The sequence below is a fragment of the Flavobacterium riviphilum genome (assembly GCF_055231795.1).
The window spans coordinates 1-12,214 of sequence record NZ_JBUYSY010000009.1; the positions used below are offsets into that span (position 1 = coordinate 1).

Here is a 12,214-nt window from a genome sequence, read left to right on the forward strand (position 1 = left end):
GTTTTGCTTTGAATTGGCTCCAGCTTTAGCTGGAGTAATGGGTGTGGATTTGTGTTGGCTTTATCCAAATAAATCAGCTAATTTTGGCTAAAGCCTTTAAAATATTCAAATTTCACTCCTCCAGCTAAAGCTGGAGGCAATTGAAGTCCAAAAAAACAACTGAACAATTACCTGATTTTGTATGCTTTTGTCTAGGAGACAGTACTATTTTAATTGGTCTCTTTCGGCTTGTCTGAAATACTCAATCTTATAGTTGAACATTTCGGCCATATTTTTGGCTCTTAGCTTAGCTTCTTCGGCTAGTGGGCCGGCAAACAAGCGGTCGATTGTGGTGGTGAAAATCGCCATCCAGCGGTCGAAATGGGTTTTGTCTACGGGCAATTGTTTGTGTGGGGGAAACGGACTTCCCGAATAGGTGTGGACTTCGAGCAAAATGGTTTGCCAAAAGCGGTACATTTTTTCGAGATGTTCTGGCCAGCGATCGCCTATTTTTTCGTTGAAAACGGGGCCGATTGTATCGTCTTGACGCACATTGGTATAAAATGTATCGACCATTTTTTTGATATCGTCGAGGGTTTGTATGTCTTGAGTGGGTGTCATAAATTAAGGAATAAAAAAAGCCTATACAAAGATAGGCTTTTGGTGTTTTAAAATCTTTTATACTTGAAGTGTTATTTTTTCACAGGAGGATATTGTGCTAAAATTTTCCCCACAAATTCAGCAACCACTTCATCTTTTTTGTTTACATCTTTGGTAAGATTACCAATTCCTTCACCTTGCCAAATCAATTCTTTCTTTTTAGCATCGATGAGGTCAATATAGAGGGTGCCTTCTGTCGAAGTAGATACTGTGGTTTGGTTGCCCATACCCATCATCCAAGGATTCCAACCCCAGCCCCATCCATAGCCCCAACCTGCGTTGAATTGGTTCACGCTAACTTGTTCTCTAGATTTGGTGAAAATATTAATTAACAAATCAGGTGCTTCGCTCTTAGTGAATCCTTTGGCAGCCATTTGTTGGTCAATAGCTCTTAAAATTCTTTTTTTATCTAAATCCGAAATTTCTACTTTGTCTATACCTGCTTTATGATAGGCATAGGTTTTATAGTTTGAAAAATTTACGTTTTTATCATAATCCGAATACACTCTTACAGAACTGCAAGAGCTTAAAAAAACTACAAAAAATAAAGCTAATAATTGTGATGGTTTCATACAAATTGAATTTAAAGGTTAATAATATAGTTTTAATGATGCATATCGCATTAACAATAAATCATCAAACGTATTTCCTTGAATTATAAAAGTACGAAATCATTATTGATTAAGTAATTCATCAGCAACCAAATTTGGTAGGGTTACTTTCAATAACGGTTCTGCATCCATGGCACGTTTGATAGCAAATATAGCTCCTTCATTTCTGGCCCAACTTCTTCTTGAGATACCGTTGTTAACATCCCAAAACAACATTGAAGCCAAACGTTTTGAAGCTTCTTTCGTACCATCAAGAACCATACCAAAGCCACCATTAATAACTTCGCCCCAGCCCACACCGCCGCCGTTGTGAATAGAAACCCAAGTAGCGCCACGGAAACTATCGCCAATCACATTATGAATGGCCATATCAGCGGTAAATCTAGAGCCGTCATAAATATTCGAAGTTTCTCGATAAGGCGAATCGGTTCCTGAAACATCGTGATGGTCACGACCTAAAACCACATAACCAATTTCGCCTTTGGCAATAGCTTGGTTAAATGCTTCGGCGATTTTAGTACGACCTTCGGCATCGGCGTATAAAATTCGCGCTTGTGAACCTACGACCAATTTATTTTCTTGAGCTCCTTTAATCCACTGAATGTTGTCCTGCATTTGTTGCTGAATTTCTTCAGGAGAGGTTTCCATCATTTTTTCTAAAACTTCGCAAGCAATAGCATCTGTTTTGGCCAAATCTTCTGGTTTTCCTGAGGTACAAACCCAACGAAAAGGACCAAAGCCATAATCAAAACACATCGGTCCCATAATATCTTGCACGTACGAAGGGTATTTGAATTCTCTACCCAACGTTGGATTTTCGGCCATCACATCAGCTCCCGCTCTTGAGGCTTCTAGCAAAAAGGCGTTGCCATAATCAAAGAAATAGGTACCTTTTGCGGTATGTTTGTTGATTGCCGCTGCGTGACGACGCAAAGTTTCTTGCACTTTTTCTTTAAAAAGTTCTGGTTGGTTCGCCATCATTTCATTGGCTTCCTCAAACGAAATGCCCGCTGGATAATACCCGCCAGCCCACGGATTATGTAATGAAGTTTGGTCAGAACCCAAATCGATATGCATACTTTCTTGGTCAAAACGTTCCCAAACGTCTACGACATTCCCCAAGTAAGCAATAGAAACGGTCTCGTTATTCGTTTTTGCCAAGGCTACACGTTGCACTAAAGCGTCTAAATCTTCGATCACTTCATTAATCCAACCTTGGCTGTGACGAATATGGGTGATTTTTGGATTCACTTCGGCGCAAACGGTGATACAACCCGCAATATTTCCCGCTTTGGGTTGCGCGCCACTCATTCCGCCCAATCCAGACGTTACAAATAAACTTCCTTTTGGATTCTTTTTAATTTTTCTAAAACCATTCAAAACCGTGATGGTTGTGCCGTGCACAATCCCTTGTGGACCAATGTACATATAACTTCCAGCCGTCATTTGTCCGTATTGCGAAACGCCCAAGGCATTCATTTTTTCCCAATCGTCTGGTGCAGAATAATTCGGAATCACCATCCCGTTGGTTACCACGACTCTCGGCGCCTCTTTATGCGACGGAAACAATCCCATTGGATGGCCCGAATACATCGTCAACGTTTGCTCATCGGTCATTTCCGACAAGTATTGCATCGTCAAAAGGTATTGTGCCCAATTTTGAAACACCGCACCATTTCCGCCATACGTAATCAACTCGTGCGGATGCTGTGCCACGGCATAATCCAAATTGTTTTGAATCATCAACATAATAGCTTTTGCTTGCTCGCTTTTCCCCGGATATTCATCAATCGGGCGCGCGTACATTTTGTAATCAGGACGAAAACGGTACATATAAATACGCCCGTATTGCTCTAACTCTTCCGAGAATTCAGGGGCTAATTCCGAATGATGTTTCTGGTCAAAGTATCGCAAGGCATTGCGCAACGCCAACTTTTTCTCTTCAGCCGTCAAAATCTCTTTGCGTATCGGCGCGTGATTTATGGCAGCATCATACGGCTTAGGTTGTGGTAAAATATCAGGAATTCCTTGTTGGATTTGTTCTTTAAATGTCATCTTTTTTTTGTTTTTACAATCGAAAATAAAATAATAGCGATACTTTTTAGTAAGATTTGGGCGAGACCCCAATACCCCAAGTAGCCTATGCAGCGTTGTCTTGATACGGCCACTTGCGGTATTGCGGTCGGGCTATCCACGCTACTTCGGTAGCCAGTTCCTATCCCTCTCGCGACCCGTAGACCAAGGACTTTTTGCTTCCAAAACTACTTAGGACTATATCCTCACCCTCTAGTTGGTTAAAAACCGACTAAGGATACCTAATATCCGACCGGTGGTAGGACTTGTATATTTTGATTCTGTATTGTAAAGAAAGGACATCCATTTCTTAGCGTTTTTTTATATTTTGAGTTCAATCATTTGATCGAGACTATTGATCTTTGATTAATCGGCTATTGCTCCAATCCGCCTTCTCCAATCTGCCTGCTCCAATCTACCTTCTGCCTTCTCCCTTCTTAAACGCTCCCGTTTTCTTATCATAGCCATACGGACAATGGCGGCAACCGCTTTTGCAACAATACCCTCTTTTTAGGTGGTGTTTTTCGGTAAAACATTTATAGCCTTCGGGAGTAAAGTAAAAATCTTCACCCTCGATTAATTTATTTTCATTACTTTGCTCTAACATAAGCGACTTGTTTTTTTGGGATGTTCGTGCTACTAGAACGAATGGTGTTTTCCTTAAATAAAAGGCTGCAACAGTTGCAAATCTATAAATTTTAAAGCGAAATGATTCTTATTGTTGCTAAATATTTAATTCCAAAAGGTTATAGCGGCCTCGCTGCTTTTCCGTTTGTATTCCTTAAAAAAGCAGGATACAAAGAGAATCACATTTTCCTCAATCACGAAAAAATACATTTGAGACAACAACTCGAATTGCTGATTGTTCCTTTTTTTATTTGGTACAGTTTAGAGTTTTTGCTTCGATGGTGCCAATACAAAGATAAAAACTTGGCGTATCGGAACCTGAGTTTTGAACGCGAAGCTTATGCCAACGAATCGAATTTGAGTTACCTTGAAACGAGGAAATATTTTAGTTTTTTAAACTATTTGCAAGTAAGAAATGTTTAACCACAAAGTACACAAAGAGTTCCGCAAAGTTCGCTAAGCTATGTGTTCATTGCGGTTAATTTTATAAAATCGATACACTTTGAATCAAGAAATAGCATACGAATTACCCAATGGAATTACTCTTGAGATAAAAAGAGAGGATTTACTTCATCCTTTTGTCTCAGGCAATAAATTCCGAAAACTTAAATACAATATATTGCAAGCCAAAGCCGAAAAGCATTCGGTGTTACTCACTTTTGGAGGCGCTTTTTCCAATCATATTGCTGCTGTGGCCTATGCCGGAAAAGAGCAAGGTTTTGAATCTATTGGAGTGATTCGAGGGGATGAATTACGTGATAAAATTTCGGAAAATCCTACCTTGTCTTTTGCCCAAGAATGCGGAATGCGTTTTGAATTTGTCACCCGTGAAGCCTATCGTCATAAAACAGAGACTGTTTTTATCGAACAACTCCAAGCACAATTCGGGTCTTTTTATTTGGTTCCAGAAGGTGGCACGAACGATTTGGCCGTCAAAGGTTGTGAAGAAATTCTAACCGAGCTTGATGCTGATTTTGATTTTGTTTGTAGCGCCGTGGGAACGGGAGGAACCATTTCTGGACTTATCAATAGTGCTTTGCCGCATCAAAAAGTTTTGGGATTTCCGGCGTTAAAAGGGGATTTTTTACAAAATGAAATTCATAAATTTGTCAACAATAAAAATTGGGAATTAATCACTGATTATCATTTTGGAGGTTATGGCAAAGTAACCACAGAATTTATCGAATGGATCAATTGGTTTTATGCCCAAACTCAAATTCCGATAGACCCAATTTATACAGGGAAAATGGCTTTTGGTGTAGTGGATTTGATTCATCGCAATTATTTTCCTCCGAAATCCAAAATCCTGATGATACACACAGGAGGGTTGCAAGGGATTGCGGGGATGAACGCTCTATTAAAAAGAAAGAATCAGCCAATAATTTTAGTATGATTAAAAAAGGATTAAGTTTTCTTTTGTGTTTAGTTTTGATAAGTTGCCATAGTTCCAAAAAAGCAGTTAGCTCTTCAAAAAACAACAAAAAGGAAGTCATTACAGCAACTTCAAAAACAGTGACCACTAATGAGGTGGTCAACAAATATATCGCCCGTTATAAAGATGTTGCTATGAGTAATATGAAGCAATACGGGATTCCAGCTAGTATCATTTTGGCTCAAGGAATTTTAGAATCGGGAGCAGGAAGAGGTACTTTGGCGGTCAATTCCAACAATCATTTTGGAATCAAATGTCATAACGATTGGGCAGGCGAGAGTGTGTATCACGACGATGATTCAGCACAAGAATGCTTTCGAAAATACGATAATCCAGAGGGTTCATACAAAGACCATGCGTTGTTTTTGACGAGTAAAAAACGTTATGCAGCATTATTTTCTTTAAAAAAAGGAGATTATGTAGGATGGGCCAAAGGGCTAAGAGCCGCAGGTTATGCCACTGATCCACAATATCCCAATAAGTTAATTTCGTATATCGAACGTTACAATTTGCATCAGTACGACAATAAAGTTCTCGGGAAAAAATATTCTTTTGATGAAAGTCAAAATGCAGTATCTACAACAATTGAGAACCAAAAATCCTCTTTGTATGAAGTCCAAAAAGGCGATACGTTGTATTCCATTTCCAAAAAATTCAATGTTTTGGTCGAAGATTTACAACGCAAAAACAACTTAACTGACAATGCCATTTCTATTGGACAAAAATTGATTGTGAAGTAAAATTGGCGTTCATTAGAATTGTTTTTTTAAAATTAAATGTACTTTATAAATAGTAAAAATATGATATACCAAAGAAGCAGTCAGCTTTTTGCTGAAGCGGAAAAAGTAATTCCAGGAGGCGTAAATTCGCCAGTACGAGCTTTTAAAGCCGTAGGTGGTACTCCAATTTTTGTAAAAAGTGCGAAAGGCGCGTATTTATATGATGAAGATGGTAACCGATTGATCGATTACATTAATTCTTGGGGGCCAATGATTTTGGGTCACGCTTACGAACCCGTTGTGGAGGCACTAACGGAACGTGCCAAATTAGGAACTTCTTTTGGAATGCCTACGGAGTTGGAAACCAAAATTGCTGCTTTGGCGGTTTCGATGGTGCCGAATATTGATAAAATTCGTTTTGTGAATTCGGGGACAGAAGCTTGCATGAGTGCCATTCGTTTGGCGCGTGGCTTTACCAAAAGAGATAAAATTATCAAGTTTGCAGGTTGCTATCACGGTCACTCCGATTCATTTTTGATTGCAGCGGGTAGTGGCTTAAGTACTTTTGGAGTACCTAATAGTCCTGGAGTAACCGAAGGAACAGCTAAAGATACTTTGTTGGCTCGTTTCAATGATTTAGAAAATGTTAGTGCTTTAATTGAGGCTAATCCAAATGAAATTGCAGCGATTATTGTGGAGCCTGTTGCAGGAAATATGGGTTGTGTACCACCACTCAACGGATTCTTAGAAGGTTTACGTGAGTTGTGTTCAGCTAACGGTATTTTGTTGATTTTTGATGAGGTAATGACAGGTTTCCGTTTGGCAGCTGGTGGAGTGCAGGAGTTGTACGGCATTCAAGCGGATATCGTTTGTTTCGGAAAAGTAATTGGTGGTGGATTGCCTGTAGGTGCTTTTGCTGCTCGTGAAGAAATTATGAATTACTTAGCGCCACTAGGTCCCGTGTATCAAGCTGGAACATTATCAGGAAATCCGTTAGCGATGGCGGCTGGATTGGCAATGTTGGAATCGTTAAACAACGACAGAGCTGTATTTCAACGATTGGAAGAGAAAACCGCTTATTTAGAAGCAGGAATTCGTAAAGTACTTACTGCAAATGGAGTGGTTTTTACCATTAATAGAGTAGGTTCTATGATTTCGGTGCATTTTGATGCAGAACCTGTAGTCGATTTTCAAACGGCTGCTAAAGGCGACAATGCAATCTTTAAAAAATTCTTCCACGGTTTGTTGCAAGAAGGCGTTTACATCGCACCATCGGCGTATGAAACTTGGTTTATTACCGATGCATTGACTTATGATGATTTAGATTTTACCATACAGGCTATAGATAAAGTATCGAAGACTTTGTAAAATAAAAAAAGGGGCTTTCAAATATCATTTTGATAGCCCCTTAATGTTTTATTTTTCATCAACTTTTTGCAATTGTCTTTCTACTTTTCTTTGCCCTCTTTTTTGGCGCATTTTTTCTTGTTGAATTAAGCGATTATTTTCCCATTTGGTATATTGTTCTGGCGATAGAATTTTTTTCATTTTGGCATCATGAGCTTCTTTTTCGACTCTCATTTTTTCAGCCATTTCTTTTCTTTCTTTAGCTGATTCTAGCAATTGTTTTTCTTTCGCTTCTTTTCTTTTTGCTCTAAATTTTTCGGCTTTTTCTCCTTCTTCGGCCATTAGTTTTTTGACTTCTTCTTGTTGTTTGGTATCTAAGTTTAAGTCTTGGGTCATTTTATTCAAACGCTGTTCTTGACGCTGTTCGGGCGTCATTTTTTCCATTTCCTCCCGATTGGGTCTTTCTCTTCTCTCTTGAGACCACCCAGTAAAACTTATTGCTAATAGTGCAATTACAATTAAAGTTCTCATGATTATAATGTTTTTTGAATTATAACATTAAGATAATCATTTTAGTAAAAGGTTTAATGTCTTAGGTGAAAATTATTTTACGTTGTTTGTTTTGTAAAAACCTCCCCGATTTTCTTCTCGCAATAATGAATGCTTTACTATAAGTAGTCCAATAGTGATAAGATTTTTTAATTCGTAAAAAGCAGTATTACCGTGATAGTTATTTTCCAGTTCTTGCAAGTCTTTAAGCCAATGTGTCAACTGTTTTTTGGCCTTTTTTAAATCATGATTATTTCTTACAATTCCTGCATGACTTCTCATAAGTAATTGCAATTCGCATTTAATTTGACTTAATAAAGAATTAGTAATAAGTGGTAATCTGTCTTTAAAATCCTGTTTGATTAATGGTAAATTCAAAGGTTTTGTCTCCGTTTTTTCGCAAAGGTATTCATAAATAGCATTAGAATAAACGAGTGCTTCTAGTAAAGAGTTAGAAGCGAGTCTGTTGGCGCCATGCAATCCAGTACGAGAACATTCCCCACAGGCAAAAAGATTCTCAATTGAAGTTTTTCCATGCATATCAACAACGATTCCACCACACAAGTAATGTTGAGCAGGGACCACAGGAATCCAATCTTTGGCAATATCAATGCCAATTTTTTGACAGTATTTGTAAATCATTGGGAAGTGGTCTTGAAAAGCTGGTATATCCAGATGTGTGCAATCCAAGAAAACATGAGTGTCACGAGATTTTTTTAATTCTAGATCGATGCTTCGTGAGATAATGTCTCTTGACGCTAATTCCATTCTTGGGTCATAATCTTCCATGAATCGACGTCCATCTCTGGTTCTTAAATAAGCGCCAAAGCCACGTACAGCTTCTGAAATTAAGAATTGGGTTCCATTGGAATTATGGAATAAGGCTGTTGGATGAAATTGTATAAATTCCATCTCGGTGATATCGGCATCTACTCTTTGAGCCATAGCAATGCCATCCCCGGTAGCAATGATTGGGTTTGTGGTATGTCCGTATACATTTCCTATTCCACCCGTTGCTAAGAGGGTATAGTCGGACCAACAATAGTTGATTGTTTTGTCTTTTTGATTCAGGATTTTTGCACCTAAGCAGACCTTGTTTTCTGTTATTAAATCAACTGCAAAATGATGATCTAACACTCTTATGTTTTCTTGAAGATAGACTTGTTTCAAAATAGCGCGTTCAATTTCAAAACCGGTTTGGTCTTTGTGATGTACTACGCGATTTTGAGAATGGCCTCCTTCTTTGCCTAAGTCAAAATTACCTTGATCATTTAGGTCGAATTGTGCCCCCCAGTCAATTAGTTCTTGGAGGCGTTTTGGGCCTTCGGTGATGACTTTATGTACTACTTCTTCAACACACAATCCATCACCACAAATAAGGGTGTCTTGTATGTGTTTTTGATAAGAATCTTCAATCTTATTGGTTACAATGGCAATTCCACCTTGTGCGTATTTGGTGTTGGATTCTTCGGCATTGGCCTTAGTAACAATGGTAATGGTTTTATCGGGAAAGCGAGCGGCAATTTTTAAGGCAAAAGTAAGCCCTGCAACACCCGAACCGATAACTAAATAATTGGTTTGTATCATTAGTTGGATAGTTCAAGCATACGTTCAATCGGGAGGAGAGCACGTTCTCTAATTGTTTCTGGGACTATGATTTCTGGGGTTTCGTTTAGTAAGCAATCGTATACTTTTTGCAAAGTATTTACTTTCATATACCCACATTCGCTGCAAGCACAAGTATTGTCTTCTTCAGCAGGAGCTGGAATTAATATTTTTTCTGGGACTTCTTGTTGCATCTTGTGCAAGATACCAGCTTCAGTGGCTACAATGAATTTGGTTTTGGCACTCTTTTTGGCATATTCAATCATACCTGAGGTAGATCCTATATAGTGTGCCGTTTTTAATATATGGGTTTCTGATTCCGGATGCGCGATTATTTCGGCATCAGGATTTTGTTTGTACAACTCAATTAATTTGTCCAAAGAAAAAGCTTCGTGTACAACACATGATCCATCCCAAAGCAAAAGGTCTCTACCGGTTTTTTGACTGATATATTTACCTAAATTTTTGTCTGGAGCAAAAATAATTGGAGTGTCTTTTGGAACCGATTCAACGATTTTAAGGGCATTGGCAGAAGTACAAACAATATCGGTCATGGCTTTGATTTCTGCAGAACAATTGACATACGTTATTACCAAATGATCTGGGTGCTGTGCTTTGAATTTAGCAAACAAATCAGGTGGACAAGAATCCGCCAATGAACAACCTGCATTCAAATCTGGAAGGATAACTTTTTTGGAGGGGTTTAAAATTTTGGCGGTTTCGGCCATAAAATGAACTCCAGCAAATAGAATAATTGAAGCATCCACTTTGGTGGCTTCTTGAGATAACCCCAAACTATCTCCTACATAATCTGCGATGTCTTGTATGTCTGGCTCTTGGTAATAATGAGCTAAGATTACAGCATTCTTTTCTTTTTTTAGGGCAAGAATTTTTTCTTTTAAATCTTTCATTTTGAGCTACCTTTTTAAAATAAATGTTATTACAAAGGTCGTGTAAAATTATTGTACTGCAAAAGTATGGGCAATGATAAATGTCAGTTTTAGAACTGAATTGTTAATTTTTAAGAAAATCAGGAGGGTAAAATAGAAAAACCTATCTAATTCTTACAAAGTGATGGTGGTTGTTGTAGTCTTTTTAATGACTGTATTAAGGTGTAAGTTATACAAAATCAGCATTTTATGTTTTTGCTGGCTTTGTTTTTTTAAGTAAGATGTTTTAATAGGTGGGGCTTTACAAAAAGTGGAGGTAGAAATTCTAAAGAATAGGCCAATTAATTTTGATCGGGTTAATATCTCAGAAATGTTTCCCCAGCATGTAAGCCTAAGGTTAAGTCTTCAAGAGTTGTGTTTTCTAGCATATAGGAAAGATCGTTTCTAATCGATTTAAATTTATCATGCAGAGGACAAGGATGTTCTTCGGAACAATTAGCCAAACCTAAACCACAACCTTTAAAAACACGATCGCCTTCTAGTGCGTTTACAATTTGAGAAAGTTTAATTTGAGACATGCGCTCTTTTGGAATTTCAAAACCGCCCCCCACTCCTTTTACAGAATCAATGAGTTTGTTTTTGGTTAAAATTTGCATGATTTTGGCGGTAAATGCTTCGGGAGAATCTATTTTTTTGGCAATATCCTTAAGTCCCGATCTTTTATTTTGATGCGATTCAGAAGCTATAAAAATAGCAGCTCGAATGCCGTATTCGCAGGTTTTTGAAAACATAATTTGGTGTTTTTGCAAATTTATTCAATCTAGATAGAATTTTATGCCTTTTGAATGAATTCTTCCTTTTATTTTTTCTAATTATGATGCTTCATAAGAGACAAAAAAAATAAACCCTAAACATAACCTATAAATGGAGGCTGTCGTTCAGGGTTTTAGCAAATATTAAAATTGAACTTTGAAATCTTTCTCTAAAGCAGTGGCTGCTGGAAATAAAATGTTGTTTTCTAGGTGAATATGTTTGTGTAAATCCTGCTCAAATTCTTGTAGCATGGCATAGGTTACTTTGAAAGTATTGCAGGCATAGGAGGGAGGAGTGTAGTTGTTAGTAAGTTCAGCAATTTTTCTGAAACGATCACCTTCGTTATCATGTTCATGCTTCATCATTGCAATTGGATTTTCAACAGTGCCGAAATGAGGTTGCTCCAGAAGTTCGTCGGTAATTGTAGCGTGCACCATTTTTCTGATAAAAGGAAAAAGAATCAATTCCTCTTTTTTCATATGTTGTGCCATATCGGCCGCACAAGCAAGGAAAAGCGCATTGATTTCTAGCAATTCAGGATGATTTGGTCCGTGAACTTTACAAAGTTTATCTAAAAACGGAAGTAATACATTGGTCTTTTCTTGTACAAAACGATGGTGTGTTTTTTCGATATAATCTGCTAATAAATCCAATGGCCAAGATTTAAAATCTATTGTATTATCAGTTTTACTAGACAGCACTTCATTTATTTCTTTTAAAATCTCGATGCCATCTTTTCCTTTTCGTTCCGAAGCTTCTTCGATAGTTCTATTGCCTTTGCAGCAAAAATCGATACCGTATTTAGAAAAAACAGCGGCAGTTCTAAAGTCAAGGGTTACATATTCTCCTATTGTTGTTTGTTGATTGGTATTCATAAGGGTGTGATTTAAATTGATTTACAAGACAAAA

The 12,214-nt window shown here is 37.8% G+C and carries 13 protein-coding genes; 4 read left to right on the plus strand and 9 right to left on the minus strand.

Going from position 1 to position 12,214, the window contains the following annotated elements; genetic code table 11:
* Positions 1–204: 204 nt before the first annotated feature.
* The 4 genes from ACZIX2_RS09400 to ACZIX2_RS09415 all read right to left on the minus strand — a co-directional run bounded on the left by ACZIX2_RS09400 (position 205) and on the right by ACZIX2_RS09415 (position 3,930).
* Complete coding sequence (locus ACZIX2_RS09400) at positions 205–600, minus strand: group III truncated hemoglobin (RefSeq protein ID WP_463339847.1); 396 nt, start codon at positions 598–600, stop codon at positions 205–207.
* A gap of 71 nt (positions 601–671) precedes the next feature.
* Complete coding sequence (locus ACZIX2_RS09405) at positions 672–1,211, minus strand: DUF4136 domain-containing protein (RefSeq protein WP_463339848.1); 540 nt, start codon at positions 1,209–1,211, stop codon at positions 672–674.
* Between the two features lie 102 nt (positions 1,212–1,313).
* Positions 1,314–3,305 carry a urocanate hydratase gene (locus ACZIX2_RS09410; protein ID WP_463339849.1) on the minus strand — a complete coding sequence of 664 codons (1,992 nt, stop codon included), beginning with the start codon at positions 3,303–3,305 and terminating at the stop codon, positions 1,314–1,316.
* A 433-nt stretch (positions 3,306–3,738) separates the two neighbouring features.
* Positions 3,739–3,930: a DUF5522 domain-containing protein gene (locus ACZIX2_RS09415; protein ID WP_463339850.1), complete on the minus strand. Its 192-nt coding sequence runs from the start codon at positions 3,928–3,930 to the stop codon at positions 3,739–3,741.
* A 101-nt stretch (positions 3,931–4,031) separates the two neighbouring features.
* Between ACZIX2_RS09415 and ACZIX2_RS09420 the strand changes: the two genes are divergently transcribed.
* The 4 genes from ACZIX2_RS09420 to hemL all read left to right on the plus strand — a co-directional run bounded on the left by ACZIX2_RS09420 (position 4,032) and on the right by hemL (position 7,469).
* Positions 4,032–4,373, plus strand: a complete 342-nt coding sequence (locus ACZIX2_RS09420) for a hypothetical protein (protein ID WP_463339851.1) — start codon at positions 4,032–4,034, stop codon at positions 4,371–4,373.
* A 79-nt stretch (positions 4,374–4,452) separates the two neighbouring features.
* The gene (locus tag ACZIX2_RS09425) at positions 4,453–5,343 is read left to right on the plus strand and encodes a 1-aminocyclopropane-1-carboxylate deaminase/D-cysteine desulfhydrase (protein WP_463339852.1); all 891 of its coding nucleotides are present in this window, start codon (positions 4,453–4,455) and stop codon (positions 5,341–5,343) included.
* Complete coding sequence (locus tag ACZIX2_RS09430) at positions 5,340–6,122, plus strand: glucosaminidase domain-containing protein (protein ID WP_463339853.1); 783 nt, start codon at positions 5,340–5,342, stop codon at positions 6,120–6,122. The genes ACZIX2_RS09425 and ACZIX2_RS09430 overlap by 4 nt, the downstream gene beginning before the upstream one ends.
* 60 nt (positions 6,123–6,182) lie before the next feature.
* Positions 6,183–7,469: a glutamate-1-semialdehyde 2,1-aminomutase gene (gene hemL, locus ACZIX2_RS09435; RefSeq protein ID WP_463339854.1), complete on the plus strand. Its 1,287-nt coding sequence runs from the start codon at positions 6,183–6,185 to the stop codon at positions 7,467–7,469.
* A gap of 48 nt (positions 7,470–7,517) precedes the next feature.
* Here hemL and ACZIX2_RS09440 read toward each other — a convergent pair whose 3' ends face one another.
* The 5 genes from ACZIX2_RS09440 to ric form a co-directional block, all read right to left on the minus strand.
* Complete coding sequence (locus ACZIX2_RS09440) at positions 7,518–7,979, minus strand: hypothetical protein (RefSeq protein WP_463339855.1); 462 nt, start codon at positions 7,977–7,979, stop codon at positions 7,518–7,520.
* A gap of 72 nt (positions 7,980–8,051) precedes the next feature.
* Positions 8,052–9,584 carry an L-aspartate oxidase gene (gene nadB, locus ACZIX2_RS09445; RefSeq protein WP_463339856.1) on the minus strand — a complete coding sequence of 511 codons (1,533 nt, stop codon included), beginning with the start codon at positions 9,582–9,584 and terminating at the stop codon, positions 8,052–8,054.
* A complete protein-coding gene (gene nadA / locus ACZIX2_RS09450) occupies positions 9,584–10,513 on the minus strand; it encodes a quinolinate synthase NadA (RefSeq protein WP_463339857.1) in 930 nt (309 codons plus the stop codon). The genes nadB and nadA overlap by 1 nt, the downstream gene beginning before the upstream one ends.
* 335 nt (positions 10,514–10,848) lie before the next feature.
* A complete protein-coding gene (locus ACZIX2_RS09455) occupies positions 10,849–11,283 on the minus strand; it encodes an RrF2 family transcriptional regulator (RefSeq protein ID WP_463339858.1) in 435 nt (144 codons plus the stop codon).
* A gap of 165 nt (positions 11,284–11,448) precedes the next feature.
* Positions 11,449–12,180, minus strand: a complete 732-nt coding sequence (gene ric, locus ACZIX2_RS09460; protein ID WP_463339859.1) for an iron-sulfur cluster repair di-iron protein — start codon at positions 12,178–12,180, stop codon at positions 11,449–11,451.
* Between the last annotated feature and the right edge of the window lie 34 nt (positions 12,181–12,214).

Coding starts and splice junctions, on each gene's coding strand:
- ACZIX2_RS09410 (WP_463339849.1), bottom strand. CDS start 3,305: ATGACATTTAAAGAACAAATCCAACAAGGAATTCCTGATATTTTACCA.
- hemL (WP_463339854.1), top strand. CDS start 6,183: ATGATATACCAAAGAAGCAGTCAGCTTTTTGCTGAAGCGGAAAAAGTA.
- ric (WP_463339859.1), bottom strand. CDS start 12,180: ATGAATACCAATCAACAAACAACAATAGGAGAATATGTAACCCTTGAC.
- ACZIX2_RS09415 (WP_463339850.1), bottom strand. CDS start 3,930: ATGTTAGAGCAAAGTAATGAAAATAAATTAATCGAGGGTGAAGATTTT.
- ACZIX2_RS09440 (WP_463339855.1), bottom strand. CDS start 7,979: ATGAGAACTTTAATTGTAATTGCACTATTAGCAATAAGTTTTACTGGG.
- ACZIX2_RS09405 (WP_463339848.1), bottom strand. CDS start 1,211: ATGAAACCATCACAATTATTAGCTTTATTTTTTGTAGTTTTTTTAAGC.
- ACZIX2_RS09455 (WP_463339858.1), bottom strand. CDS start 11,283: ATGTTTTCAAAAACCTGCGAATACGGCATTCGAGCTGCTATTTTTATA.
- ACZIX2_RS09400 (WP_463339847.1), bottom strand. CDS start 600: ATGACACCCACTCAAGACATACAAACCCTCGACGATATCAAAAAAATG.
- nadA (WP_463339857.1), bottom strand. CDS start 10,513: ATGAAAGATTTAAAAGAAAAAATTCTTGCCCTAAAAAAAGAAAAGAAT.
- nadB (WP_463339856.1), bottom strand. CDS start 9,584: ATGATACAAACCAATTATTTAGTTATCGGTTCGGGTGTTGCAGGGCTT.
- ACZIX2_RS09430 (WP_463339853.1), top strand. CDS start 5,340: ATGATTAAAAAAGGATTAAGTTTTCTTTTGTGTTTAGTTTTGATAAGT.
- ACZIX2_RS09420 (WP_463339851.1), top strand. CDS start 4,032: ATGATTCTTATTGTTGCTAAATATTTAATTCCAAAAGGTTATAGCGGC.